Origin of the sequence: Streptomyces caeruleatus (assembly GCF_001514235.1) — a bacterium.
Taxonomy (GTDB): Bacteria; Actinomycetota; Actinomycetes; order Streptomycetales; family Streptomycetaceae; genus Streptomyces; species Streptomyces caeruleatus.
The window spans coordinates 22,617-48,710 of sequence record NZ_KQ948925.1 but is presented as its reverse complement, the minus strand read 5'-3'; the positions used below and the strand labels follow the sequence as shown (position 1 = coordinate 48,710).

Below are 26,094 nucleotides of genomic sequence, written 5' to 3'. Positions count from 1 at the left end.
TCGAAACTCTGTCGCACACCCCCACGGACACGACCGACTGTGTACGACGTGTGTCCAGCACGGCGTTGCTACTCCACGCCCCTTGGACGTGGTGCAGCCGGACCGGCCCCGACCATCACCGACCACTGACAGGAACTCTCATGCCCCGGCCCCCCGTCCCAGACGGCACTCGTGGCCCCGCGTTGCGGCGCGTCGTGTACGCGTCCATGGCCGGCACGGTCGTCGAGTGGTACGAGTTCTTCCTTTACGCCACCGCGGCGACGCTGGTCTTCGGCAAGCTGTTCTTCCCGGACGGTGGCAGCGAACTGGACGGCATCCTCGCCGCGTTCGTGACGTACGCCGTCGGCTTCGCCGCCCGTCCGCTGGGCGGTCTCGTCTTCGGCCACTTCGGCGACCGGCACGGCCGTAAGACGCTGCTGCAGGTCAGCCTTGTCCTGGTGGGCGTCGCGACGTTCGGCATGGGCTGCGTTCCGAGCTTCGACGCGATCGGTTACGCGGCCCCCGCGATCCTGGTCGTCCTGCGCTTCGTGCAGGGCTTCGCGGTGGGCGGCGAGTGGGGCGGAGCGGTACTCCTGGTCGCCGAGCACAGCCCCGACGAGCGCCGCGGCTTCTGGTCCAGCTGGCCGCAGGCGGCCGTACCGGTCGGCAACATCCTCGCCACGGCCGTCCTGCTGCTCCTCACCTCGACCCTGTCCGACGAGGCATTCCTCGCCTGGGGCTGGCGCATCGCCTTCTGGCTCTCCGCCGTGATCGTCCTGATCGGCTACTACGTGCGCACGCACGTCACGGACGCGCCGGTGTTCCAGGCGGCGCAGACCGAGGCGGCCCAGCGCTCGGCCGAGCAGTACGGCGTGTTCGAGGCGGTGCGCAGACATCCCCGTGCCGTGCTCACCGCGATGGGTCTCCGGTTCGCCGAGAATCTCATGTACTACCTCGTGGTCACCTTCTCGATCACCTATCTGTCGGTGGTCGTGGAGGCCGGCACGGAGCGCATTCTGCGCCTCCTGCTCCTCGCGCATGCACTTCACTTCGTGGCGATCCCGCTGGCCGGCGCCCTCACGGACCGCATCGGCCGGCGTCCGGTCTACGCAGCCGGTGCCGTACTGAGCGCCGGCTGGGGCTTCATCGCCTTCCCCATGATGGACACCGCCCACGACGGGATCATCCTCGCCGCGATCGTGATCGGCCTGCTCGTACACGCCCTCATGTACGCGGGACAGCCCGCGCTGATGGCAGAGATGTTCCCGACCCGGATCCGCTACTCCGGAATCTCCCTCGGCTACCAGGTCACCTCGATCGCCGCCGGTTCACTCGCACCGATCCTCGCTGTCGCCCTGCTGGAACGCTTCGACAGTTCGACCCCGATCGCCCTGTATCTCGCGGCGGCCTCGGTCGTCACCCTCCTCGCGGTCGCCAGTCTCCGAGAGACACGCGGGATCTCCCTGGCTTCCCTCGACCGTCCTGTCGGCTCCCGCCAGCAGAAGGAATCCCTCATATGAAATCCGCTACCTTCCAGCACACCTGGGACTCGGCGGTGCGCCGTCACACCGACTCTCCCTTCCTTGTCTTCCGGGCGGAGTCGGGCGAGGTGTGCGAATGGACCTACGGGGAGTTCGATCTCGTAGTGGCCCGTACAGCCGACTCCCTGCGGGCGGCCGGGGTCGGTCCCGGCTCGCCGGTGCACGTCGCACTGCGCAACTGCCCAGCGTTCGTGGCGCTTTGGCTGGCGGCGTCCCGCCTGGGTGCCTGGCTGGTTCCGGTCGATCCAGCCTCCTCCCCGCGCGACATCGACCGGCAGGTGCGCCGGGTGCGGCCGGCGGTGGGGGTGTGCGCGTCCGCCCGCGAAGCCGTGTACCGCGAGGGTGCCGGTGACCGGGTCCCGGCAGTTCTGGTGCTGGCGGAGGACGCCGGTGACGTGAACGACAGTGAGACCCCGCTGTTGTGCACGGAGGTCGTGGAGATGGGCGATCAGGCACTGCGGCCGGAAGACCGGCTCGCGGTCATGTTCACGTCTGGGACCACCGCGGAGCCCAAGGGTGTGGTCCTCACACAGGCCAACTACGCCCACGTCGCCGCTGTGATGGCAGAGGCGGCACGGCTGCGACCGCACCACCGATGGCACGTCACGCTGCCGCTGTTCCATGCCAACGCCCAGTACTACTGCTTCGCACCGGCCATCGCCGTCGGGGCGAGCGTTGCCCTGAGCGCCGCCTTCAGCGCATCCGGCTGGCTTCGGCAGGCCCGGGAGCTGGGGGCCACCCATGCGAGTCTGTTCGCCGCTCCGATCCGGATGATCCTTGCCCGTACCCCGAGCGAGGAGCCTCCGCTCCAGCTGGAACACGTGTGGTTCGCGCAGAGCCTGGGCGCCGAACACTACGAATGGTTCGCGCGCTTGGTGGGCACTCGCCCACGGCAGCTGTACGGCATGACCGAGACGGTCGCGATCGTCAGCGCCGACTCCAGCGAACACCCCGTGCACGACGTGATCGGCACCCCCGTCGCCGACCGCCGCATCCGTGTGGCGGACCCGGTGAGCGGGAACCCGGCGGCACCGGGAGCCACGGGAGAACTCCAGGTGCTCGGCACACCCGGACGCGACCTGTTCGCCGGCTACCTCGACGACGCGGAGACCACCGCCCGCGCCTTCTCCACCGAGCCGCAGGGCACCTGGTTCGCCACCGGTGACCTCGTCTCCCGTGACGCCGACGGCGTGCTGCGCTTCACCGGCCGGGTCGACGATGTCATCAAGGTGTCGGGGGAGAACGTCAGCCTCACCGAGGTCGAGGCTGCCGTGGCACAGGCACCCGGAGTCCTGGAGGCAGCGGTGGTCGGTGTCTCCGACCCCGTGCGCGACACGGTTCCCGTCGCCTACGTCGTGGCCCGCGACCCGAACGAACCACCCCGCGCGGAAGACCTGGACGAGTGGGCCGACCGCAATCTTGCGCCCGCGGCCCGGCCACGAGCCTGGCACCTCATCGACGAGCTCCCACGCACCAGCGTCGGCAAGGTCCGACGCTTCCGCGTAGGCAGCTGACACCCTTCCCGCGAACCCGTACGGAGCATCACTGTGACCGCACATCCCGCATCCTCCGATCCGAGCCGCCGCGTCGCCCTGATCACCGGGGCAGCGCAGGGCATCGGCGAGGCCATCGCCCAACGGCTCATTGCCGACGGCGACATCGCCGTTCTGCTGGACATCGCGCCGACGGTCGAGGACACGGCGGCCCGTATCGGGGCCGCCGACGCGGTGCGCGTGGACATACGCGACATCCCCGCACTGCAGGCGGCCGTGCACGACGTCGCCACCCGCTTCGGCCGGCTCGACGTCCTCGTCAACTGCGCGGGTACCTGCGGCCGGGAATCCTTCGAGGAACTCAGTCCCGCCACGTGGCAGCGCGACATCGACACCAACCTCACCGCGATGGCATTCGCCTGCCAGGCGGCGGTCTTCCCGCACATGAAGGAACAGGGGAGCGGCCGTCTGGTCAACATAGCTTCCGTCTCCGGCAAGGTAGGCGGCATCGGCCCGGTCGATTCGGCCGGCGGCGGCGGCCGATCCGGAGCGGCCTACGCCTCGGCCAAGGCCGGAGCCATCAACCTGACCCGCTGGATCGCCCGGCAGGTCGGCGTCTGGGGCATCACCGCGAACGCGGTCGCCCCAGGACCGATCGCGTCCCCCATGGCGGCCGGCGCGGAGTACGGCGTCTCCCGAACACCCATACCCCGCATGGGTGAGCCGTCGGAAGTCGCGGGAGCCGTCGCCTACTTGGTCGGGCCCGACTCCTCTTACACCACCGGCACCTGTCTCCATGTCGATGGCGGATACGTGCTGGCGTAAGTGCGCCTGCCGGCAGATCGCCCGGCTTGCCAGGGACTGCCCTGGCGCTGGGCGCGCACCCTGGCCGGCGTCCCCCCCCCCGAACCCCAACCAACGGAGGACCATCATGCGATGGGACAGGCGTCTCTCGGTGCTCGTGGCGTGCTCAGTGGCCGCAGTGCTGCTCTCACCCGTCGGCCCGGCAGCCGCGCAGGACGATCCGGACGGCTCCCAGCCGTTGCCCGGGTACCGGGTCAACAACCCTCCGCTGGCGCCGATGCTGGTCGACGGCGGGTTCACGCGTGTCGTCCAGGGCATTCACGGCCATGCCGCGTACGACCTGGAAGTACCTCCGAAGTGGAACGGCGAACTCGTCATGTTCGCCCATGGCACTCGCGAGGACACGAAGGAGCTCACCGTCGACCTGCCGCCGTTCGGCCTGCGGGAACAGCTCCTGCGGCAGGGCTATGCCTGGGCCGCCTCCAGCTACACCGTCAACGGCTACGACGCGGGGTCGGGTGTCAGCAGCACGCACGACCTTGCCGAGTACGCCGCCACCGAACTGCTCGGCCACCGGCCAACCCGCACCTACATAACCGGCGGTTCGATGGGCGGCCACGTGGTCGCCCGTTCGCTCGAGGAGTACTCCGGCTACTACGACGGAGCCCTGTCGCTGTGCGGACAGCTCGGTGACATCAGGCTGTTCGACTACTTCCTGGACGCGAACCTGGCGGCGCAGGCACTGGCGGGCGTCGACGCCTATCTGGCGACCGAGGACTACCCGACGGATGCGCTGCCGCTGATCAAGAAGCGCCTCGGGATCACAGACCTGCAGGTCGGCCAGGATCCCACGACGGTGGCCGGACGGCAGTACCAGCAGATGCTCACAGAACTGTCCGGCGGCCCGCGGCCCGGCGCGGACGAGGCAATGGGTATCTACGTCGGGGCCATGCTGGCAGCGGCGCCGCCGCCGACCCCTCGTACGACCAAGGACACGACGCAGAACATCACCACGCGCTACCAGCCGACCTACCCGGTGGACATCAACAAGACGGTCGAGCGCGTGGCGCCGAGCAGTTGGGCCAGGCGCAACAGCATGGCCCTCAATGACGTGCCGCGCATCGTGGGCAAGCCGAACGTACCGGTGATGAGTCTGCATGACATCGGCGAGCTGTTCGTGCCGTTGTCGATGGAGCAGAGCTACGCCAAGAAGGTTGCCGGCAACGGGCAGTCCGATCTGCTTGTCCAGCGTGGCATCCGCGGCGCCCTGCACTGCGACTTCACCGAGGCCGAGGTGGGCAAGGCGTGGAAGGACCTCACCTCGTGGGTGGAACGGCGGGCGGCGCATGGCGAGGACGCTGCGCGGCCTGCAGGTGACAACTTCCTCAGCCGTAAGGAAGTCGCGTCCATGACCTTCGGCTGCCGCTTCAGTGATCCGAACGCGCCGAAGGGTCTCTCGCGGGACCTCTTCCCCACCTGTCCCGCTGCGGACTTGCCTGCACGACGATGACGGGGCTCGGGCCGCCGTGGTGCGCATGAGCGCGGGGTGAGCAGAACGACCCCGATCGAGCCGGGAACTGCGATGCAACGTCGCAGCACCCTTTCCGTACCCAACCCAAGGAGAACACGTATGACGAAGGACGACGGCGCCCTCGCCACAGCGGCACGGATGATCGCCGCGGGACAGGAGCTCGATCCCCGATCGGTCACCACGCTCGCCCCGGGCATCCCGCTGTGGCCGGGAACCGCACCCGGCTCGGAAGGCTGGGAGCACCAGGAATCGGTGTTCGTGGGCTCGACGGGTGCACTGCAGGTCCGCAACGTGGTCGTACCGACACTGACGCCCTACCTGCCCGATCCCGAACGTGCCACGGGCGCCGCGGTCATCGTCGCTCCCGGAGGCGGCTTCCTGATGCTCTCCATGGAGAGCGAGGGCACGGCTGTCGCCGAATGGCTCCGGGAGAGAGGGATCGCGGCGTTTCTACTGAAGTACCGTGTCGGTCACTCGGGCGCGACCATGGCGGACTTCGCGCAGCGCTTCGTGTCGCTCTTCGAGCCGGTGACCGCGGGAGAGACGGTGGCCGGCTCCGTTGCCAACATGGACCACCTGGCACCGGGACTCGCTCTGGACGACACGCGTCGTGCCATGGCCCTCGTGCGAGAGCGCGCTGCGGAGTGGCAGATCGACAGCGACCGCATCGGCCTGATCGGCTTTTCGGCGGGCGCCTTCCTCGCCTCCAACGCAGTCGATGCCAAGGACCCGGTAGAACGGCCCGACTTCATCGCGTGCATCTACGGCGGCTACGCCGAAGACAAGACTGCCCCCGACGACGCACCTCCGCTGTTCGCGGTCGTGACCGCCGACGACGTCCTGTGCTTCGACGAGACCGTCCGCCTGATCCAGGCCTGGCAGTCCGCGGGCCGTCCCGTCGAGGCGCACCTCTATCCCATCGGTGGGCATGGCTTCGGATGCACCCCGACCGGCGAGGCAGCCGACTCCTGGCTCGACCGGTTCGAAGAGTGGCTGCGCGGTCTCGGTCACCTCGGCTGCCCGCAATAGCTCTCTCCCGACGACCATTTCGGCGACGCCGATGAGTTCCTTGACCGAGACTGTGGAGAGCCGCTTGCCTACGGTCGCGTATCTGTTCTCAGACCACGTGCGAGCCGTACCTCCACAACGTCTGAGAACGGAACGGCCGATTGATGATCCGGCTCGGCCGTCCCGCCGATGTCCTTGACGCTACGCCACCGACGCAAGTCCGTACGATCCAGCGTGAGCCACAGGTGCAGCCCCTGCAACTGATCCGCAACCACTCCGCCCGGGAATGAGGGTGCATTGCGTCAGGCGTCCGGGGTTTTGATCAACTCGCCGGAGCAGAAGGGAGGTTGGTAGAGGTCGCGTTACGGACTGTCAACTCCAGGGCGGCCAGGACGAAGGCGGTCACCTGCACGGTGCGGGGCCGACCGCCCGGCGGGGGAAGGCGTCCACGACGAACGCGACGTAGCCGGCCGCCGACCGGGTCTTCACCTGGGTGAAGTCCGCGACCCGGCATCGATTGGGGGCGGCGGCGACGAAGCCGCGGTCAAGACGTTCGGGGCCCCGCTCGACCTGTCTGCCGGGTAGCGTGGTGATCACCCGCTTGCCGCGGACCGCACCCTGGATGCCCCGTCTCGCGCGCCAGGCGCTCGACAGTACAGCGGGCACCGTATGCCCCTACCGGTCCAGCTCGCGCCAGATCTTCCAAGCCCAACTGGCCATAGAACGGTGGACTGCAGTGGATCAACGCCGCCAAGAACGGGCCGACAGCCATCGCATCGGCGTCGCCGCCGTCGTGTCCTGGCGGCAACCGAGATCGACTGGGCCGTCGCCGGACTGATCGCCACCGGCCGCCACTGGGCTGCCCTGCTCGGCGCCCGATCAGTAGGGCGCCTACCCAGTCGTGATCAAGCTGAGTAAATCCGCCCTCGACGCGGGCCAGGACCGGTAGATCTTCTCGCGTGACACGAGTGCAACCGGCGGACACGGAGCGGCAGTTCATCGGGACGTACTTGTGGGAGTGTCGTGGGCGCGGCTTCGAACGGGCGACGGTGTGCGTGACCCGACGGGCTCTGCGCCCGGCTCGGGCGGAGGGAATGTCTGTCATGCCCCGCACCCTGCCGACCGAGCGGGACGCCTCCCGGCCGGGTGCCGGGTGCCGGGTGCCTTGCTACGTCTTCGCCCGAACCACCGAGTCCCGGATCACGAGCTGTGTGCTGAGTACGACATGGTCGTCCGACGTCGGACCGTCGTCTCGATCCAGGGCGAGGCGTGCGGCGGTGCGACCCAGTTCCTCGTACGGGACGCGGACGGTGGTGAGGGAGGGGGTGAGGTCGGCGGCGAACGGGACGTCGTCGAAGCCGACCAGGGACACGTCACGCGGGATCTGCAGGCCGGCCTCGCGCAGGGCGGCCAGCGCACCGACCGCGACCGCGTCGGCCCCCGCGAAGACCGCCGTGAACGCGACCTGCGCGCGCAGCGCTTCCCGCGTGCGCAGGTAGCCCGACCTGCGGGTGTAGTCCCCGGCGATGTCCAGGGCCGCGTCGTAGGGGATGCCGTGGGCGCGCAGGGCGTCCCGGTGTCCGAGGCGGCGTTCATCCGAGCTGCTGAACCCGAGGGAGCCGCCGAGGAAGAGGACCCGCCGGTGCCCGGCGGTCAGCAGGTGCGCCGTGGCCTGGAAGGCGCCGCCGCGGTTGTCGTAGTCGACGACGGTCACCGGGGCGTTCCAGGGCAGTGGCGGCCGGCCGCACAGCACCAGCCGGGAACCCGCGGAGTGCAGCGCCTTCGCGTAGCCGGCCATCCGGCGGTGGTAGGCGTCGTCCGGTTCCGTGCCGCCGACCAGGATGACCGCAGCCGCGTGCTGTTCCCGCATCAGCTGGACGAGGTCGTCCTCGCGCTTCGGGTCGCCCTTGGTGGAGCAGACCAGGCTGAGGCGGCCCCGGCGGCCGCTCTCCTCCTCCACTCCGGCGGCCACGTGGGCGAGTGACGGACCGGTGATGTCCTTCAGGACGAGGGCGACCGGGCCGGCGACGCGGCCGGACAGGGCTTTGGCGTGGACGTTCACGACGTAGTGGAGGGAGTCGACGGCGGCCATGACGCGCTGCCTTGTCTCCGCGGAGACCGGGTAGTTGCCCGCCAGCGTCCGGGAAACGGTTGCTACGGAGACACCGGCCTTGGCGGCGACGTCACGGATGGTGCTCGGACCGTCGGCTCTCCCCCTGCGTTTCGCCCTCCGCTTGGCAGGACCGTGTCGCGGGCCCTCTTCCTCATCCGTCACGGCTCCGACGTTACTGCATTCCTCTCTTCTTGCGAGCGTGTCAGGGAAGTGCGTACCCTTCGCGGGTAGTAAACGTTTTCCTAGTCATTTCCCTTGCCTACGCCCGCCTGCCCGCCGGAGCCGCCATGCCCATCACCCACCTGCGTTGGGGCAGCGACGAGTTGTCCCTGCTCATCGCTCATGACCCGAGCGGCCCGGTGCGGCTACTGGCCGCGGGCGCGGCGTCCGGTCTGCCCGTCCCGGAGCGGGAGCCGGACCTCTGCGCGCGCCTCGCCCGCGGCGCGCTGCCGCTCGTCGAGACGCAGACCACGGGCAGCGGAAGGCTGGGCACGTCAGGAAAGCGCCATGTGGACGGCGCCCTGGCTCGCGGCCTGCGTTACTCCGAGCACGAAGAGAGCCGCGCGGGCGACGTCGCCACCCTGCGGGTCCGCCAGGTGGAGGCCGCCACAGGGTTGCGCGTCACCGCCTCGTACACACTGCGCGACGGCATCCCCGTGCTCGGCTGCGAAGTCCTCGTCGAGAACACGGGGGACCGCCCGGTCACGCTGGAGTACGTCTCCTCCTTCGCGTTGGCTCACCTGGCCCGCGGGCTCCCGGACGGGGTGCGCTGGGAGGACGCCCTGTCCCTGTGGCTGGCCGCCAACCCCTGGAGCGGTGAGTTCCGCTGGTCGAGGGCGACACTCGCCGAACGCGGGCTGTACGACGTCGGCATGGTTCGCTTCGGCCAGACCGGCTCGAAGAACCGGATCGCCGTGACCAGCACGGGGTCCTGGTCCACGTCCGAGTACCTGCCGATGGGGTGTGTGGAGGAGAGGGGTACGGGCCGCGCGCTGCTGTGGCAGATCGAGCACAACGGATCCTGGCACGCCGAGGTCGCCGACCGCTTCGACGACGTGTACCTGGCCCTGTCCGGACCGACGGACCGCGAGCACCAGTGGCGCCGCCGACTCGCCCCTGGGGACTGCTTCCGTACGGTGCCGGCCGCCGTCGCCCTGGTGTCCGACGGCGGTTTCGAGGCGGCCGTGCGGGCGATGACCGACCACCGCCGCGCCGCCCGCCGCCCGCACCCGGATCACGCTCGCCTGCCCGTCGTCTTCAACGACTTCATGAACAGTCTGATGGGCGAGCCCAGCACCGACGCGCTCCTGCCCCTGGTGGACGCCGCCGCGGCGGCGGGCGCCGAGGTGTTCTGCGTCGACGCCGGCTGGTACGACGCCGAGCCGCCCGGCACCGTCGGCCCCGGCGGAGTTCCGGGCTGGTGGGACGCGGTGGGGGAGTGGGAGGAGTCGGCCACCCGGTTCCCCGGCGGTCTGCGCGAGGTGCTGGACCGGATCCGCGCGGCGGGCATGGTGCCGGGTCTGTGGCTGGAGCCCGAAGTGGTGGGAGTACGCAGTCCGCTCGCCGCGGCTCTGCCCGAAGAAGCGTTCTTCCGCCGGGACGGCATCCGGGCCGTGGAGTGGGGCCGCCACCAGCTCGACCTGGCGCATCCGGCCGCCCGTGCCCACCTCGACGAGGTCGTGGACCGGCTGGTGCGCGACTACGGCGTGGGGTACCTCAAGCTGGACTACAACATCGACATCGGCGCCGGAACGGACGGCGGCGACAGCCCGGGCGACGGCCTGCTCCGCCACAACCGCGCCTACCTGGACTGGCTGGACGGCGTCCTCGACCGCCATCCCGACCTGGTCCTGGAGAGCTGCGCGGCCGGCGGCAGCCGTACCGACCACGCGATCCTGTCCCGGCTGCCCATCCACTCCGTCACCGACCAGCAGGACTTCCGTCTGCTGCCCGCCATCGCCGCGGCCGCGCCCACCGCCGTCACTCCCGAGCAGGGCGCCGTCTGGGCCTACCCGCTGCCCGAGCACACCGAGGCCGACCTCGGCACGGTCATGGTGTCGGCCATGCTCGGCAGGGTCCACCTGAGCGGACGACCTGACCTGCTCAGCGAGCGTCAACTGGGCGTCGTACGCCGGGCGGTGGACACGTACCGGACGTACCGCCACCTCCTGCCGACCGCGCGTCCGTGCTGGCCGCTCGGCCTTCCCGGCTGGCGCGACGGCTGGGTCGCCCTCGCTCTGACCGTCGGCGACGACTCGACGCTGCTCGCCGTGTGCCGCCGCGACGGCGCGCCGGACGTGGTGAGCGTCCCGCTGCCCTGGGTGCCGGAAGGACAGCGTCCGAGGGTGCTGTTCGCCACCGGCCCCGGGCCGTCGCTCGACTGGGACAGCGGTGCGCGGGTCCTGCGCGTGGGCCTGTCGTCCGCCACGGCGGTCCTGATCGCCCTCGGCGGGCTCGGTACCACGGGCTGACCGCGCACGACGGGATCCGTTGGCTCGCCCGGCACGGGAGATCGGCAGCCGCACTGCGCCGCCCTGCCTGTCGGCGGCCCCGCTGCCATCAGCGACCAGCCGGGGCCGCCTGGGCCGGGCGACAGCCCCACGGATCAGCAAGGGCAGGGGCGACCTGTCGTACCGGCACCGAAGGCCACGAGAAGGGCGACGACCCCAAGCCGGGCTCTACGACAGAAGTGATGGGTGGGGTGCGGCGCGCTGCCGCCGGCGCGTTCCCGACCCGGCGGCCGGGCACGGGCCGCCGTGGCCCGGCTCCTGGCCGTCCCCGTTCCGGCTGCCCGGGGGGCGTGGGTCGGCGGGCCCCGCCACGGTCACGCGCTGTTGACCAGATCGCCTCGGAGTACGGCGTGCGCCAGGGGCGACCCCGCGCTCAGCCGTGTCAGCTCGTCGACGACGGTGCGTCCGAGCCGGGCCAGTTCGTTGCCGAGCGAGCCCGCGATGTGCGGGGTGAGGAAGACGTTGGGCAGGGTGTACAGGGGCGAGTCGGCGGGCAGCGGCTCCGGTTCCGTCACGTCGAGCACCGCGCTGATCCGCCCGCTGACCAGTTCGTCCTGGAGCGCGCCGGGATCGACGAGCGCACCCCGCGAGGTGTTGATGAGGACACCTCCGTCCGGGATCAGGGCGAGGCGGCGGCGGTCGAGCATGCGGTGGGTCTCGGGGGTGTCGGGCGCGTGCAGGCTGACGATGTCGCTGGTCCGCAGCAGCTCGTCCAGCGGCAGGGGCGTGGCGCCCAGCGCGACGGCCTCGGTGTCTTCGACGTACGGGTCGTGCAGCGTGACCGTGAAGTCGAAGGGCAGCAGGAGTTCCAGGACCCGGCGGCCGACCCGGGACGCCCCGATGATCCCGACCCGCCGGCCGAGGTTGCCGACGGCCGCGTAGTCGGCCGGTGCCGGGAACGTGTGGCCGGTCCGGAACCGCTCCCGGAGACCGAACGCGTCCTTGCCCGCGAACAGGACCGCGGCGAGCGTGTACTCCGCGACCGGCAGAGCGTTGGCGTCGACCGCGCTGGAGACGGCGATGCCGCGCTCCCAGACCACGTCGCCGACCCAGCCGCGCACACTGCCCGCCGCGTGCACCAGGGCCCGCAGTCCGGGCGCCGCCGCCAGCACGTCCGCGTCGACGGGCGGGCAGCCCCAGCCGGTGATCAGTACCTCCGCCTGAGCCAGGGCCCGGGCCGCGCCGGGATCGGTGAAGTCCCGTACGACCAGAGCGGGGTCGATCCGGACGAGCGAGCGGAGCCGGGCCATGAGCGGGGGCGGGAAGAGCTCGGGAAGGTGCACCGGGTTCAGGGCGAACACGGCGCGAGGCAGCTGAGGCATGGGCGGGGACTCCGGATGCGGGGGAACGCGAGTAGTAACCGTATTCCACGCTAGAGAGGGCCGGGCAGGATGGTCAATGCCCTCCGCGGGATCGGGCTCAGCCGTCCCCCTGCTGGTCCAAGTTGCGGCAACGTTGAGAAAGCGCAGGTGAACAGGCATGTGGTGTTACTTCGAGGAAAGCTTGACGAAACATACAAGTCTCCGCCTCTTGTGTTGAGCCACTCAGGAGACCTACCGTCCCACAGCAAACGGTTACACAACACGTGACCGTTCCACCCTCTGCCCTGCTGCCGCCCGCGCCCTTCTCCCCACCGCAGGCGCTGTTCCGCCCTTTCCGGAGGACCGATGAGCACCATCCGTACCAGAGCAGTGGCCGGCGCGGCCGCCGCCCTCTCCCTGTCACTCGTCCTGAGCGCCTGCGGTGGCGGTGACGGCTCCGACTCGGCGGCGAAGACCACCAAGGGTGATGTGAAGCTGGAGTTCTGGAGCTGGACCGACGGCATCGAGGCCCAGGTCGGCGTCTGGAACAAGGCGCACCCCGAGACCCAGGTGAAGTTCGTCAACGCGGCCGGCGACACCGTCTATCAGAAGCTGCGCGCCGCGGTCACGTCCGGCAACGCGCCCTGTCTGTCCAAGATGGACGGGATGAACCTGGCGAACTTCGCCGCCGACGGACTGCTCACCGACATCAGCGAGGTCGCCGCCCCGTACAAGTCCCGCTACACCGCCCCGGCCTGGAACGCGGTCAGCCCCGGCGGTGCCACGTACGGCATCCCCACCGGCTCCTCCCCGCTGTTCACCGCCTACCGCGCGGACCTCTTCCAGAAGTACGGGATCAAGGCGCCGAAGACCTGGCAGGACCTGATCGACGCGGGCAAGGCGGTGCAGAAGAAGGACAAGGGCGTCAAGATCTACAACATGGCGGGCGAGGACCCGAGCACCCTCGTCGACCTGTCCTGGGAGGCGGGCGCGCAGTGGTACAAGCTCGCCGGTGATCACTGGGAGATCGGCTTCACCTCGCCCGAGGCGCTCAAGGCCGGTGATGTCGTCCAGCAGCTGGTCGACAACGACCTTGCCTCCAACGCCTCGTACGCCGACCCGGGCGTCTTCAAGACCTGGGACCTAGGCCACACGATCGCGATGACCACCTCCACCTGGCAGCTGCCGATCTATGACACCAACTTCCCCAAGTCCAAGGGCGAGTGGCAGCTCGCCGACTCACCCGCGTTCGACCCGGCGAAGCCGCAGACATCCAGCAACTTCGACGTGACCGCGGTCCTGAAGGGCTGCAAGTACCCGGATCGCGCGGCCCAGTTCGCGGCCTGGCTGTCCAGCAGCAAGGAGTCGCTGACCGCGCTCACCGACCCCAAGTCCAAGTCCGGGCTCTTCCCGGCGGTCAAGGACGTGTCGCCCTACGTCGACAAGATCATCCCGGCCGAGATGTTCAACGGGAAGTCCGACAGCGCCCAGGTGATCACCACCGCCGCCTCCCGGGTCGGTGACCAGTGGCAGTACGGGCCGAACTACGCGGCCATGTACTCCGAGATGCAGAAGCAGTGGGGTCAGGTCATGAAGAAGGAGATCACCGTGAAGGAGATGCTGACGCACCTTCAGGACTGGGTGCTCGCCGACCTGAAGAGCAAGGGCGTCAAGGCCGTCGCGGCCGGCTGATCCCCTCGATCTGCTGATCCACCTGATCTGGAGACTGCCTTGTCCACCCTGACGCGACCGCCGAAGGTCGCCACCGACTCCCCGGTCCGGCGGACCTCCCCCCGCCGGGCCGGGAGACGGGGAGCCTACAAGGGCCTGCTGTTCATGCTGCCCTTCCTGATCGGCTTCCTCCTCACCTACGTCGTACCGATCGGATACGCCCTCAACCAGAGCCTGCACGAGAAGAAGAGCAGCGGCATCGGCTTCGGCCCGACCAAGGTCGTCTTCGCGGGCTTCGCCAACTTCGCGGCGATCCTCGCGGACGGCGCCTTCTGGGCCGGGATGCTGCGCACCCTCCTCTTCGGCGCCGCGCAGATCACGGTGATGCTCGGCATCTCCCTGCTGCTGGCCCTGCTCCTCGACGGCATCGCGGCCCGCGCGGTGCGCTTCTTCCGCGCCGGACTGCTCATCCCGTACGTCATCCCGGGCGTGGTCTCGACCCTGATCTGGCTGTTCCTCTACAGCCCGACCGCGAGCCCGATCGTCGACATCGCGGACCGGCTCGGCACGAGCGTCACCTTCTTCGGCGGCATCAACACCTACCTCTCGCTGGGCAATCTGCTCACCTGGCAGGGCATCGGCTTCAACATGATCCTGATCTCCGCCTCGCTGCAGGCGCTGCCGCGCGAGCTGTACGAGGCGGCCCGGCTGGACGGGGCGAAGGAGTGGCGGATCGCCTGGTCGATCAAGGTGCCTAACATCACCGGCATCCTGGTGCTGACCGGCATGTTCTCCCTGATCGGCCGGCTCCAGCTGTTCACCGAGCCGCTGTTCCTGCGGTATGTGGCACCGGAGTCCATCAGCACCGACTTCACGCCGATGCTGGAGATCTTCGACCGGGCCTTCAAGACCGGTGACTACCAGTACGCGGCCGCCGAGTCGCTGGTCCTCGCCGTCGTCACCGGCGTTCTCGCCTTCGTCTTCTACCGCGTCACGAACAGGAAGATGTCATGAGCAGCGCCACGCATGACGCGGCCGCCCCCGGCGGCGGAGCACGACCGACCCGACGCGCGGTGGCACTGACCACCGGCCTGCTGATCGTCTTCCTGCTCTACTCGCTCGCCCCCACCTGGTTCCTCCTGGTCGCCTCGACCAAGAACCAGACGGACCTGTACTCCACCTTCGGCCTGTGGTTCTCCGCCAACCATCTCGCCGACAACTTCCAGGCGATCTGGGACTACCACGACGGCGTCTTCGGCCGGTGGCTGCTCAACTCCGTCGTGTACTCCACCGTCGGCGCCGCGGGTTCGACCCTGGTCTCCCTCGCCGCCGGCTACGGTCTGGCGAAGTGCGAGTTCAAGGGCCGGGGCGCCCTGTTCGGCGTCATCGTCGGAGCCTCGCTGCTGCCGAGCACCCTGCTCGCGTTCCCCCTGTACCTCGTCTTCGCCGAGATCGGCCTCACCAACACCGTGTGGGCCGTGCTGATCCCGTACTTCATCAACCCGTTCGGGGTGTATCTCGGCAAGGTCTACGCCGACACATCAGTGCCCACCGAGCTGATGGAGGCCGCCCGGATCGACGGGGCGAGCGAGACCCGGATCTTCTTCTCGGTCGCGCTGAGGCTGATGCGCACCGGCGGCATCACGATCTTCATGCTCGACTTCGTCAACATCTGGAACAACTTCTTCCTTCCGCTGTTCATGCTCAACGGTGAGCGCTCCTTCCCCGTGACGCTCGGCCTCTTCTCCTGGGTCCAGCAGGCGCAGACCGCCCGTGACATGAACACCCTCGTGCTCACCGGATCCCTGCTCTCGATCATCCCGCTCGCGGTCTTCATGTTCGCGCTCCAGAAGTACTGGCGCAGCGGAATCCTCATGGGCAGCCTCAAGTAAGGGACCTTCCATGCCTGACTCCCCCAGACGCCGTGAGGTGCTGAAGTACGCCGGCACGGTCGGTGCCGGCGTCGCGGTCCTCGGTCTGCCGTCGGTTCCGACGGCGACCGCCGCGACCTCCGTCTCCGCTGCCACGAAGCGGGAGTGTCGACCGCTGGACATCGTTGTCTTCGGCGACACGGACTCCGAGGCGGCGCACAACCTCACCGCGACCCTCTCCGACACGGTCACCGGCGGCCTCGGCCAGTCCGCCCGCGTCCTCAACCCGACCAGCCCGGCGTCCTACTGGGGCGGCACCCTGAAGTTCGAGGTCGCCGTCCGCCCGACCGGCACCACCTACGTCACGGTCCGGCTGTGGGGCGACGACCACGACAGCACCTCCGAGGAGGCCGCCGCCGGCACCAACATGTGGCGGCTCCAGCTCTTCTGCGAGGGCAAGCAGGTCGGTTACCAGGACCAGGGCGCCGTCGACGGCCTCGACATCCTCGACACCGCCCCGCGCGCCCCCGGCCGCTTCTTCTTCCACACCCTTCCGCTGCCGGAGAAGATGACGGCCGGCAAGGAGAAGGTGACCCTGGAGATCCGGTCCATGGGCCGCATCTGGCCCTACGGCCAGGACGCCACCCAGCTCTACCGCACCATGACGACGCCCTCGCGCGGCATCTACCGCCTCTACACCCACACCGACCCCTACTTCGTGCCGCCCAAGGACGAGGTTCAGGGCACCGCGCCCACCGCGACCCCGCGCACCGGCGGCGAGGAGGTCCTGGACGCCATCAGGGCCCGGGTGGCGAAGGACCAGAACCAGCTCCTCACCAAGGCCACCCCGGCCGCCATGGACGGCTGGGCCATGCAGTCGCTGGCCGAGGGCTATCTCTGGTCCGGAAGCCCGGCCTACGGCAAGCCCGAGGCGATCGACCGCGTACTGCAGGCGATCGACGGCCGGTACATGGCGTGGCAGGCCGACGACACCGTCATGACGGGCTCCGACCAGCAGTGGCAGGGCTTCGGCCGGGTCGGCCTGGTCCTGGCGCTGCTGTGGGAGCACCTCGGCGACCGTCTCGACGAGCGGGTGACCGGCTCGCCGTACGCCATCGCCAACCCCGGCTTCGAGTCGGGCGCCGACACGCCCACCGGCTGGGAGAAGCCCGGCTGGGCTCCCAGCGGAACCTGGTCCCGCGACACCACGGTCCACCGGTCCGGCTCCGCCTCCCTCAAGCTGGAGGCCACCGGAGCCGCCGGGTACAGCTACGTGTACTCCGCGCCCAAGACCCGTATCGGCCAGGGCACCTACAAGTACGGCGCCTGGATCAGGACCGACGGTGTCACGGGCGCCGGCGCCCACATCGACCCGCTGTTCTTCGACGCGAGCGGCAAACTGGTCGGCGGCGACCACAAGGTGTTCGCGAGCAAGGGCACCCACGACTGGGAGTACGTCGAGTTCGTCTTCGACACCCCGGCGGGTGCCACCCAGGTGGAGATGCATCTGCGCCTGTCCGGCCCCGGCACCGCATGGTTCGACGACGTCACTCTCGTCGCCCCCGCCGACACGACCACGCCCGTGCCGCCGGTCCGCAAGGACGCCTACGTCGACATGCTCAGGTCCAGCCGCGACTACTGGCGACAGCACTTCCCGCACTACAGCAACCAGGCCCAGATCTGCGCCATCGGCCTCTACCAGACCAACCGCGGCCTGAAGCTCCTCGCCCCTGACCTGGCCCTGCCGGAGGACAGGGCCCGCGACTACCTGTACCAGTCGATCGGCATGGTCCCCTACCTCGGCCCCGAGGACGCCGACGGCAACCCGACCAAGCCCCTCGGCGACAGCTACCACCAGGTCACCAAGGCGGGCCTGACCCGTGAACTCGGGTATGTCGGCAGCTACGGCGAGGTCATCGACTGGCTGGTCATGATGTACGAGTCGGTCACCCGGGGATATCAGGGACAGCAAGCCCCCGAACTACGCGACCACATGGTCAAGATGACCAAGGCACGCGGCAGATTCCGGGTCATCGACGTGGACCGGGACCACCATCGGATCTCCCGCATCGAAACCGTCATCGGCTGGCGCAACGAGGTGTTCCCCGGCGAGACCGCGTACGCGTCCCGCACCGCCTGGGACTCCAACCCCCTCATGGCAGCGGTCGCGTTCAGGGACCCGGAGATCGTCGGCTGGACGCAGGAGATGGCCGCCGACGGCCAGCTCTACCCGCAACTGCACCTCCAGGCCACCCACACCTGGACCCGGGTGGGCCTGAACGCCCTGCGGTTCCTCTCCCGCGACTGGCCGGAGTTCCAGGCCCTGGCCGCCCGCCCCGGCCGTATCCCCACCGGCTGGGACCAGCCCGACTTCGTCCTCACCGACGAGGAGAACGGCTGCGTGGCCGTCAAGAACGGCGAGGAACTCCTCTTCGCCTCCCTGTACTTCCGCTCCCGCCAGGGCGTGAACAACTACGCCCGCGTCCACCACGTCACCCCCGTCGACCAGCGATCGGCCACCATCCGGGAGCGCTCCGCCGGCACCACCGACAAGACCTTCACCGCCCGCGACTGGGTCCTGTGGGACTACGCCATCAACGACCCCGGCGCCGGCCACATCCCGCCCGGTGGCTTCCCGCCCCCCGGAGACACCCTCCACCAGGCGCTCGCCGGGGACGTCTACCACCTGGCGCCCGTCCCCGCCGACGTTCCCGACCCCACCCTCGGCGTCCACTTCGACGGCGTCGAGACCATGCTCGTGGGCCGCGCGCCGCTCTACCTGTGCGAGTACGGCGACTACCTCATCGCCATGAACACCAGCACCGACAAGACGTACACCCTGCCCGCCCGCCAGGACTTCGGACCGGCCCGCGACCTCACCACCGGCAGGACGATCGGCGCCGGCACGCGGCACCGGCTCGGACCCCGCAGCACGCTCGTGCTGTACCGGGGCTGATCCGCACGCCGGGCCGGTGCGGATACGGGGCCCGCACCGGCCCGGCACGCCTCCGCTTCGGCACATCCGCCCCTCGGTACTTCGGCACTCGACGACGAGTGAAGGGAACCCCATGACCGACAGCCATCCGCGACGACGCTTCCTCAAGATCACAGCGGTCGGGGCCGGCGTGGCCGGGCTCGCCGGGGCCTCGCTGGCCGGCGCGAACCGGGCCGCGGCCGTGACCTCGGGCCTGACCGCCCTGACCCATCCCGGCGTGCTGCACAGCCGCGCCGACCTCGACCGGATGCGCTCCAAGGTCGCGGCGGGCGCCGAGCCCTGGCTGAGCGGCTACAACGTCTTCAGGTCCGACCGCTTCTCCAGCTCCTCGTACGTCATGGCGGGCGGCCGGGCCACGGTGACGCGCGACCCCGCGGGGTCCCCCGGCAACACGGAACTCTGGTACGACTGCAACGCGGCGTACCAGAACGCCCTCATGTGGTACATCACCCGCGACACCGCCCACGCCACCAAGGCCCTGCAGATCATCAGGTCCTGGACCGACGCGCTTCGGGTGATCAACGGCAAGGACGCCGAGCTGGCCGCCGGCATCTACGGCGCCAAACTGGCGGCCGCCGTCGAGATCATGCACTACACCGGCCCGGCGGGCAGCTGGTCGGCGTCCGAACTCGCCGCCACGGTGGCGATGTTCAAGAACGTCTTCGTCCCGCGCATCGACATCTACGGCGACGGCGGCTACGGCCTGATGGGCCTCAAGGGGATGACGCAGATCGCGGTGGCCTGCAACGACCTCAGGCTGTTCGACGACGCGTACAACGCCTTCATGACGCACAGCTGCTGCGGGCTGACCAAGCTGATCAGGTCCGGCACCGGCCAGTGCTGCGAGTCCGGCCGCGACCAGGCGCACACCCAGCTGATCCTCGGTTCGCTGGCCGAGATCTGCCAGACCGGCTGGGTACAGGGCCTGGACATGTTCGGCGCGTCCGGCTCCCTGCTGCTGTCCGGCTACGAGTACACGGCGAAGTACAACCTCGGAGGCACCGTGCCGTACGACGCCGCGTTCGGGCGGTGCAACTGGCACTGGGACAGCGTCTCCGCCCGCGGATCCTTCCGGAACATCTACGAGATCGCCTACAACCACTACGTGCGACGCGCCGGCAGGTCCGCCCCGTACACGGAGCAGGTGGCGAGGCGGCTGCGGCCCGAGGGCGACGGGACCCAGTGCGACCACCCCGGCTTCGGCACTCTGCTGTTCACGCTCTGAACGCCCTCTTCATCACTCGCCCTCGACCAGTCACCCAGCGGAGCAACCGTGATCCACAATCCCGTCCTGCGCGGCTTCGAACCCGACCCCGCGATCCTTCGGGTCGGTGACGACTTCTACATCGCCACATCCACCTTCGAGTGGTACCCGGGGGTGCGCGTCCACCACTCCCGGGACCTGGTGAACTGGCGGCCGCTGGGCGGGATCCTGGACAGCGGGCGCCTGCTCGACCTCACGGGTGTCCCGGACTCCGGCGGCATCTGGGCGCCGGGTCTGTCGTACGCCGACGGTCTGTTCCACCTGGTCTTCACCGTCGTCGACACCTACGCGGAGGGCTGGAAGGACCTTCCCAACCTGGTGACCACGGCGCCGTCGATCGAAGGCCCGTGGTCCGACCCGGTACCCCTGCACAGCCGTGGCTTCGACGTCTCCCTCTTCCACGACGACGACGGCCGCAGCTGGCTGCTGAACATGCGCTTCGACTGGCGGCCGGGGAAGGAGTCCTTCGCCGGGATCGAACTCCAGGAGTACGACCGCAAGGCGCAGGCCCTGCTCGGCGAACCCCGGACGATCTCCCTTGGGACCGCCGCCGGAGTCGCCGAGGGCCCACACCTGTACAAGAAGGACGGCTGGTACTACCTCGTCCACGCCGAGGGCGGCACCGGGTACGAGCACGGCGCGGCGGTCGCCCGCTCCCGCGACCTCTTCGGCCCCTACGAACCCGATCCGGCCGGCCCACTCCTGACATCCCGTCACGATCCCTCACTGGAGCTGCAGAAGGCGGGCCACTGCTCCTTCGTGCGGACGCCGACGGGGGAGTGGTACGCGGCCCACATCACCGCCCGCCCCTACTCCGAGCGCGGCCGGTGCGTCCTGGGCCGGGAGACCGCCCTGCAACCGGTCACCTGGACCGAGGACGGCTGGCCACGTATCGCTGAAGGCGTGCCCGCCGTCAGGGTGCCCGCCCCCGCGCTTCCCGTCGCCCCGGTCCCACCGGATCCCGTCACCGACCGTTTCGACACCCTCGGACCGCAGTGGTCCACCCTGCGACGCCCCGCCACGTCCGACTGGGCCGAGCCCGCTGCGGGACGCCTGCGTCTGCGCGGCGGCCAGTCACCCGCCGGCCGGCGGGCCCCCAGCCTGGTCGCCCGCCGAGTCACCGCACCGCGGTGCTCGTTCGAGACCCGGGTGACGTTCGTCCCGCGTACCCCCGACCACCTCGCCGGACTGACGGCGTACTACAACACCCGCAACTGGCACTACCTGTACGTGACCGCCGACGACGCCGGCTCACCGGTGCTGACCGCTCTGAGCTGCGCGGCCGGCCGGCTCACCGCGCACCCGGCCCGGATCCCGCTCCGGCCCGGCCACCCCGTCGTTCTGCGCGCCGAACTGGACGGCCCCGCCCTGCGCTTCCTCCACGACACCGACGGGACCGGCCCGCACCCCCTGCCCTTCGACCTCGACGCCACGATCCTCTCGGACGAACACGCGGACGAGTTCCACGACGGGCAGTTGCGCGTCCTCGGCTTCACCGGCGCGATGCTGGGCCTGTGGGTACAGGATCTGGACGGCGCCGGGGTGCACGCGGACTTCGCGTACGCGACGTACCGGGAGGGCGGGGCGTGATCGACATCGGACGTGTCCGCCTGTTCTGCACGAGTCCGGGGCCCGCCGGTGCCCCCGCCCTGCTGCTGGTGCACGGCTGGGGCGGCGACGGCCGGGAATGGTCGCCGCACGCCGAGGACCTGGCCGACCGGTTCCGGGTGATCGTCCCCGACCTGCGCGGACACGGCCGCTCCGAGGTGCCGGACGAGGGCAACACCCCGCTGGAGATGGCCGACGACCTGGCTGCCCTGGTCGAGGTCCTCGGCTGCGGCCCGGTGGTGGCTGTCGGCCACTCGATGGGCGGGCAGGTGGTGAACCTGCTCGCGGTACGGCACCCCGAACTGGTCCGCTCCGTCATGGCCCTCGACCCGGCCCACGGCGCGCACGGCACCGAAGTGGACGGCATTCCGGGGCGGGCGGCCGCCTACCGGGAACAAGGGGCGCGGGCGGCGGCGGACTTCGTCACCGGTGCCTTCTCCCCGCAGGCCCCGCGCGGGCTGCGCACCGCCCACGTCCGCACCATGCTCGGCACCCCGGGCCACGTCATCGCCCAGGCGTATGCCGGCATGTACACCGACCCGGACGCCGTCGGCATCCGCCCGCACAGCGAGGTGTACCTTCGCCGACGCGTGCAGCCGGCCCTGACGGTGTGGACGTCGGCGGAAGCGGCCGACTGGGAGCGGAGCACCCTGCACGTGCCCGGCTCCCGCGTGGAGCACTGGCCCGGAGTCGGCCACTACCTGCACGAGGAGCATCCCGAGCGAGCCACGAGGCTCATCAGACAGTGGGCGGACCCGGTGTGAAGTGTTCCGCTTCGGCCGCGTCGACTCGGCGCCCAAGCGGCATGCCCCCTTCGGCAGCTCGCACTTCGGGTCCATCGAACGGTTGAATCCGGTCCCGGCTTACGGGCGACGCGGAACAGGGCCCCGTCCCGCGAGACTGGCCAGGCCGTCGCGCCTGAGTCGCCGACGGCAGCACAGCTTCAGGCACGAGGAGAGGATTCCCACCATGTCCACGGACTTCAGCAGGCGACGGCTGCTCGCCGCAGGCGCAGGCGCGGGCGCGGGCGTCGCGCTCGCCGGTGGCGCCGTCGGCCAGGCGTCTGCCGCACCGGGCAGCCGCAGCCCCGGGGCTGCCTTGCTCGGAGTCCGTGAGGAGCGGCGCTCGTTGGAAGAGCTGTACGAGGCCGCCGTCGCCGAGGGCGGCAAGCTCGTCCTCTACCAGGGCGGCGACGTCGACAGCCAGGCCGCCGCCGTGCGGACCGCCTGGGCAGCGGCCTTCCCCGAGGTCGAGCTGACGGTCGCCGTCGACTACAGCAAGTACCACGACGTCCGCGTCGACAACCAGCTCGCGACCGGCACCCTGGTCCCCGACGTCGTCCAGCTGCAGACCCTTCAGGACTTCACCCGCTGGAAGCGCCAGGGCAAGCTGCTCCACTACAAGCCCGCCGGCTTCTCCGAGGTGCACAAGGGCTTCAAGGACCCCGACGGCGCGTGGACGTCGCTGATGGTCATCGCCTTCAGCTTCATGTACGACATCCAGGCCGCCGGCGCGAACGCGCCCAGGACGCCGGCCGACCTGGTCGACGCCCGCTGGCGGAACGCCATCGCGTCCTCCTATCCGCACGACGACGACGCGGTCCTCTACCTCTACAGCCTCTACCAGCGCACCTACGGCTGGGACTGGGTGGCTGCCATGGCGGCCCAGCAGCCGCAGTTCGCGCGCGGCACCAACACTCCCGGCGCCGCGGTCACCGGCAAGCAGAAGACCATCGGCGTCGGTGGCTCCGGGAGCGCGGTGTCCACCTCGACGACGCTGAAGTGGGTCCTCCCGGACGAGGCCCCCTTCATGGCCTGGGGTCAGCGCGCCGCCATCCTGAAGCAGGCCGCGCATCCGGCGGCGGCCAAGCTCTACATGAACTGGCAGCTGTCCGAGGCCCGCCAGAAGGCAGCCTTCAACGGTTGGTCGGTCCGTAAGGACATCACCCCGAACGCGAGCCTCAGGCCCGTCTGGGACTTCCCGAACGCCAACGTCGAAGGCTTCCCGAAGTTCATGGAGGACCGTGCCGAGATCGAGCGGCTGAAGCAGACCTTCGCCCTGTACTTCGGCGAGGTCAAGGGCGATCCGTCGCCGGGATGGCTGGGCCTGCACCCGGGGCGGTGACCGCGGCAGAGGGTGGTTTGGTCTTTACCCGGGACACACAGGGCTCGTTCTACACTTCTGGCATCGTTGTCGAATGCGTCCGGCCCGCCGCAGGGAGCCTGTGTGTCCCTCTCCACCGTCGTGCGCCGACGGCCGTCCCCGACCGTGCGGCACCTTCCTCACCTGGTCTTTCTGCTTCCGGTCGTCGGCACGCTCGTGCGGCTCGTCCAGCTGGACGACGCAGTGTGCTGGAGGGTCGCACCGGTCATCGCCGCCCTCGGACTGCTCTACATCGCCGGGACGGCCCTTTGGGACCGGTTCGGTGCCGCGGGGCGGCCGGTCTGGCTGGGGACGCTGGTGCTGCTGTGGGCCTGGGTGTCCTGGCAGCTCCCGGTGGCACTCGCCTTCGCCTACACATGGCTCGCCGTTCCGCTGGCGGTGCTGGCACTCCGGATGCCCGGGCGCCGGGTGACGGTCGCGGCGGTCGGCGCGATCACGGCGGTGCTGCTCGCCTCACTGGTGCGGATCGGCGGCGTCGACCTCGATGTGTTGGCGCCCCCGCTCGCCGCCCTCGGCGCCACGGTGGTCCTCTACCGCTCCCAGCAGCGGCTGAACAGTCAACTGGCCGCCACACGCAGTGAGTTGGGGCGGCGTCAGCGCGAAGCCGGACGGCTCGCCGAGCGCACGCGGATCGCCCGGGACCTGCACGACACCCTCGCGCAGGAACTCGCGGGCAGCCGCATGCTCCTGCAGGCCGCCGAACGGGACTGGGAGCGCAACCCGGACGCTGCTCTTCGCCAGGTGCGTGCCGTCTCCCAGGCCCTCGGCGCGCACCTGGAGGAGACGCGCAGCATCATCAGCGACCTCACCCCTCCCGCACTGGAGCGGGACGACCTGGAAGCTGCCCTGCGTGGCCTGTGCACCCGCCCGCAGTCCTCCACCGGTGTCCCACACGTCGCCTTCCGCACCGAAGGAGATCCGCACCTCCTGCCCACCGATCGGGCCGTGACGCTGCTGCGGGTGGCTCAGGGGCTCCTGGCCAACGCCCGCGAACACGCCCAGGCAACCCATGTCCATGTCACCCTCGCCTACGAGGACGGCAGGGCGGCCGTCGAAGTCCGGGACGACGGACGGGGCTTCGACCAGCGGAGAACTCAACCCTTCGGTCCCGACCGGGGGTTCGGACTGGCTGCCGCTCGTGGCCGTCTGAGCGCCCTCGGCGGCACACTCACCGTCGACAGCGCCCCCGGTCACGGCACCCGCGTCCGGGCGATGCTGCCCGCAGCCGACCGCGTCCTGGCCGGCACACCGTGACCGCGCAGACGCTGCGGATCCTCATCGTGGATGACCACACCGTCGTCCGGGCCGGTCTGCGCGCCCTGCTGGAGGGCGAGCCGGGCCTCGACGTGATCGCCGAGACAGGCGACGGCAAGGAGGCCGTACACCTTGCCCGGCGACTGCGGCCCGACGTGGTGCTCATGGATCTGCGCCTGTCGGATGCCGCCACGGCGGACGACGGCTTCGGCGGTATCGAGGCCACACGCCGTATCACCGCCGCCGCACCGGGTGTCCATGTCGTCGTTCTGACCAGTTACAGCGGTCGTGGCGATGTGGTGCGCGCCGTGGAGGCGGGCGCCCGGGGCTACATCCTCAAGGCCGGCCCGCCCGACGAGTTGTTCCGCGCCGTACGCGCGGCGGCAGCCGGAGGTATGGGCCTGGCCCCCGAAGCGGCCGCTCGCCTCGTCGGCCGGACCGCCGACCCGGGACCGGTGCTCAGCGAACGGGAGACCGAGGTCGTCCAACTGCTCGCCCAGGGGCTCAGCAACCGGGCCATCGCCCGCTCCCTGTTCCTCACCGAGGCCACGGTCAAGACCCACCTGGTCCGGATCTACCGCAAACTCGGCACCGAGAACCGGGCCGGCACGGTCAGCGAGGCCGTCCGGCTCGGCCTGCTCGAACTCGACGCGGGCTGACCGCTCGGCGGATGCCGTACGCCCACGCGTCGAGGCCTTCACCGGCTGACGGGTTGCGGTCGCTTCGCCACCGACCCGTCGGGCCGTAGGGCGGAACGACGTCCCGTCCCTCCTCGGCATCTCGGACGTCGTGCTGTTCCGGCCACCGGTTGGCCAGGACCGGCTCGCCGACTGGTACCCGGCGGCGTCCGTCCTGGTCGAGTCCTTCGATCTGCTGGCCGTAGCACCGACGATCCGGCCCGCTCGGTCCTTCGGGCCACCGCCGCGGCGTCGTCGGCGCACGTGCACACGGTGACCCTGCACGAGTGTCGGCCTCACCGGATCCGTCG

The 26,094-nt window shown here is 70.1% G+C and carries 19 protein-coding genes; 16 read left to right on the top strand and 3 right to left on the bottom strand.

Going from position 1 to position 26,094, the window contains the following annotated elements:
- The first annotated feature begins 140 nt into the window (after positions 1–140).
- The 5 genes from AQJ67_RS05185 to AQJ67_RS05165 all read left to right on the top strand — a co-directional run bounded on the left by AQJ67_RS05185 (position 141) and on the right by AQJ67_RS05165 (position 6,377).
- The gene (locus AQJ67_RS05185; RefSeq protein ID WP_062716837.1) at positions 141–1,499 is read left to right on the top strand and encodes an MFS transporter; all 1,359 of its coding nucleotides are present in this window, start codon (positions 141–143) and stop codon (positions 1,497–1,499) included.
- Positions 1,496–3,034: a class I adenylate-forming enzyme family protein gene (locus AQJ67_RS05180; RefSeq protein ID WP_062716836.1), complete on the top strand. Its 1,539-nt coding sequence runs from the start codon at positions 1,496–1,498 to the stop codon at positions 3,032–3,034. Before AQJ67_RS05185 ends, AQJ67_RS05180 begins: the two co-directional genes overlap by 4 nt.
- 33 nt (positions 3,035–3,067) lie before the next feature.
- Positions 3,068–3,838, top strand: coding sequence for an SDR family NAD(P)-dependent oxidoreductase (locus AQJ67_RS05175; RefSeq protein WP_062716835.1), 771 nt, complete (start codon positions 3,068–3,070; stop codon positions 3,836–3,838).
- Between the two features lie 256 nt (positions 3,839–4,094).
- Entirely contained in the window at positions 4,095–5,327 is a 1,233-nt protein-coding gene (locus tag AQJ67_RS05170; RefSeq protein ID WP_208614911.1) for an alpha/beta hydrolase family protein, read from the top strand.
- Between the two features lie 120 nt (positions 5,328–5,447).
- Positions 5,448–6,377 carry an alpha/beta hydrolase gene (locus tag AQJ67_RS05165; protein WP_062716833.1) on the top strand — a complete coding sequence of 310 codons (930 nt, stop codon included), beginning with the start codon at positions 5,448–5,450 and terminating at the stop codon, positions 6,375–6,377.
- A gap of 381 nt (positions 6,378–6,758) precedes the next feature.
- Here the strand turns inward: AQJ67_RS05165 and AQJ67_RS05160 are convergent, their stop codons facing one another.
- Positions 6,759–7,022 carry a hypothetical protein gene (locus tag AQJ67_RS05160; protein WP_079055782.1) on the bottom strand — a complete coding sequence of 88 codons (264 nt, stop codon included), beginning with the start codon at positions 7,020–7,022 and terminating at the stop codon, positions 6,759–6,761.
- Between the two features lie 502 nt (positions 7,023–7,524).
- Positions 7,525–8,631: a LacI family DNA-binding transcriptional regulator gene (locus AQJ67_RS05155; RefSeq protein WP_079055781.1), complete on the bottom strand. Its 1,107-nt coding sequence runs from the start codon at positions 8,629–8,631 to the stop codon at positions 7,525–7,527.
- A 125-nt stretch (positions 8,632–8,756) separates the two neighbouring features.
- Between AQJ67_RS05155 and AQJ67_RS05150 the strand changes: the two genes are divergently transcribed.
- A complete protein-coding gene (locus AQJ67_RS05150; RefSeq protein WP_062716831.1) occupies positions 8,757–10,940 on the top strand; it encodes an alpha-galactosidase in 2,184 nt (727 codons plus the stop codon).
- A 353-nt stretch (positions 10,941–11,293) separates the two neighbouring features.
- Here the strand turns inward: AQJ67_RS05150 and AQJ67_RS05145 are convergent, their stop codons facing one another.
- Entirely contained in the window at positions 11,294–12,301 is a 1,008-nt protein-coding gene (locus tag AQJ67_RS05145) for a hydroxyacid dehydrogenase (protein WP_062716830.1), read from the bottom strand.
- 345 nt (positions 12,302–12,646) lie between these two features.
- Between AQJ67_RS05145 and AQJ67_RS05140 the strand changes: the two genes are divergently transcribed.
- The 10 genes from AQJ67_RS05140 (at position 12,647) to AQJ67_RS05095 (ending at position 25,765) form a co-directional block, all read left to right on the top strand.
- Positions 12,647–13,972 carry an ABC transporter substrate-binding protein gene (locus tag AQJ67_RS05140; protein WP_062716829.1) on the top strand — a complete coding sequence of 442 codons (1,326 nt, stop codon included), beginning with the start codon at positions 12,647–12,649 and terminating at the stop codon, positions 13,970–13,972.
- Between the two features lie 39 nt (positions 13,973–14,011).
- Positions 14,012–14,965 (top strand): carbohydrate ABC transporter permease, encoded by a 954-nt coding sequence (locus tag AQJ67_RS05135; RefSeq protein ID WP_062716828.1) that lies wholly within the window; start codon positions 14,012–14,014, stop codon positions 14,963–14,965.
- Positions 14,962–15,843: a carbohydrate ABC transporter permease gene (locus AQJ67_RS05130; protein WP_062716827.1), complete on the top strand. Its 882-nt coding sequence runs from the start codon at positions 14,962–14,964 to the stop codon at positions 15,841–15,843. Before AQJ67_RS05135 ends, AQJ67_RS05130 begins: the two co-directional genes overlap by 4 nt.
- A gap of 10 nt (positions 15,844–15,853) precedes the next feature.
- Positions 15,854–18,778 (top strand): hypothetical protein, encoded by a 2,925-nt coding sequence (locus AQJ67_RS05125; RefSeq protein WP_062716826.1) that lies wholly within the window; start codon positions 15,854–15,856, stop codon positions 18,776–18,778.
- A gap of 112 nt (positions 18,779–18,890) precedes the next feature.
- Positions 18,891–20,042 carry an alginate lyase family protein gene (locus AQJ67_RS05120; RefSeq protein WP_062716825.1) on the top strand — a complete coding sequence of 384 codons (1,152 nt, stop codon included), beginning with the start codon at positions 18,891–18,893 and terminating at the stop codon, positions 20,040–20,042.
- A 48-nt stretch (positions 20,043–20,090) separates the two neighbouring features.
- Positions 20,091–21,671, top strand: coding sequence for a glycoside hydrolase family 43 protein (locus tag AQJ67_RS05115; RefSeq protein WP_062716824.1), 1,581 nt, complete (start codon positions 20,091–20,093; stop codon positions 21,669–21,671).
- Positions 21,668–22,453, top strand: a complete 786-nt coding sequence (locus AQJ67_RS05110) for an alpha/beta fold hydrolase (protein ID WP_062716823.1) — start codon at positions 21,668–21,670, stop codon at positions 22,451–22,453. Before AQJ67_RS05115 ends, AQJ67_RS05110 begins: the two co-directional genes overlap by 4 nt.
- Before the next feature lie 205 nt (positions 22,454–22,658).
- Positions 22,659–23,813, top strand: a complete 1,155-nt coding sequence (locus tag AQJ67_RS05105; protein ID WP_062716822.1) for an ABC transporter substrate-binding protein — start codon at positions 22,659–22,661, stop codon at positions 23,811–23,813.
- Between the two features lie 102 nt (positions 23,814–23,915).
- Positions 23,916–25,106, top strand: a complete 1,191-nt coding sequence (locus tag AQJ67_RS05100) for a sensor histidine kinase (protein ID WP_062716821.1) — start codon at positions 23,916–23,918, stop codon at positions 25,104–25,106.
- The gene (locus AQJ67_RS05095; protein WP_062716820.1) at positions 25,103–25,765 is read left to right on the top strand and encodes a response regulator transcription factor; all 663 of its coding nucleotides are present in this window, start codon (positions 25,103–25,105) and stop codon (positions 25,763–25,765) included. The genes AQJ67_RS05100 and AQJ67_RS05095 overlap by 4 nt, the downstream gene beginning before the upstream one ends.
- Positions 25,766–26,094 lie beyond the last annotated feature (329 nt).

What these genes read in the sequence shown, in the direction of transcription:
- AQJ67_RS05185 (WP_062716837.1), top strand. Translation starts at nt 141, where the DNA reads ATGCCCCGGCCCCCCGTCCCAGACGGCACTCGTGGCCCCGCGTTGCGG.
- AQJ67_RS05180 (WP_062716836.1), top strand. Translation starts at nt 1,496, where the DNA reads ATGAAATCCGCTACCTTCCAGCACACCTGGGACTCGGCGGTGCGCCGT.
- AQJ67_RS05170 (WP_208614911.1), top strand. Translation starts at nt 4,095, where the DNA reads ATGCTGGTCGACGGCGGGTTCACGCGTGTCGTCCAGGGCATTCACGGC.
- AQJ67_RS05165 (WP_062716833.1), top strand. Translation starts at nt 5,448, where the DNA reads ATGACGAAGGACGACGGCGCCCTCGCCACAGCGGCACGGATGATCGCC.
- AQJ67_RS05150 (WP_062716831.1), top strand. Translation starts at nt 8,757, where the DNA reads ATGCCCATCACCCACCTGCGTTGGGGCAGCGACGAGTTGTCCCTGCTC.
- AQJ67_RS05145 (WP_062716830.1), bottom strand. Translation starts at nt 12,301, where the DNA reads ATGCCTCAGCTGCCTCGCGCCGTGTTCGCCCTGAACCCGGTGCACCTT.
- AQJ67_RS05140 (WP_062716829.1), top strand. Translation starts at nt 12,647, where the DNA reads ATGAGCACCATCCGTACCAGAGCAGTGGCCGGCGCGGCCGCCGCCCTC.
- AQJ67_RS05130 (WP_062716827.1), top strand. Translation starts at nt 14,962, where the DNA reads ATGAGCAGCGCCACGCATGACGCGGCCGCCCCCGGCGGCGGAGCACGA.
- AQJ67_RS05125 (WP_062716826.1), top strand. Translation starts at nt 15,854, where the DNA reads ATGCCTGACTCCCCCAGACGCCGTGAGGTGCTGAAGTACGCCGGCACG.
- AQJ67_RS05120 (WP_062716825.1), top strand. Translation starts at nt 18,891, where the DNA reads ATGACCGACAGCCATCCGCGACGACGCTTCCTCAAGATCACAGCGGTC.
- AQJ67_RS05105 (WP_062716822.1), top strand. Translation starts at nt 22,659, where the DNA reads ATGTCCACGGACTTCAGCAGGCGACGGCTGCTCGCCGCAGGCGCAGGC.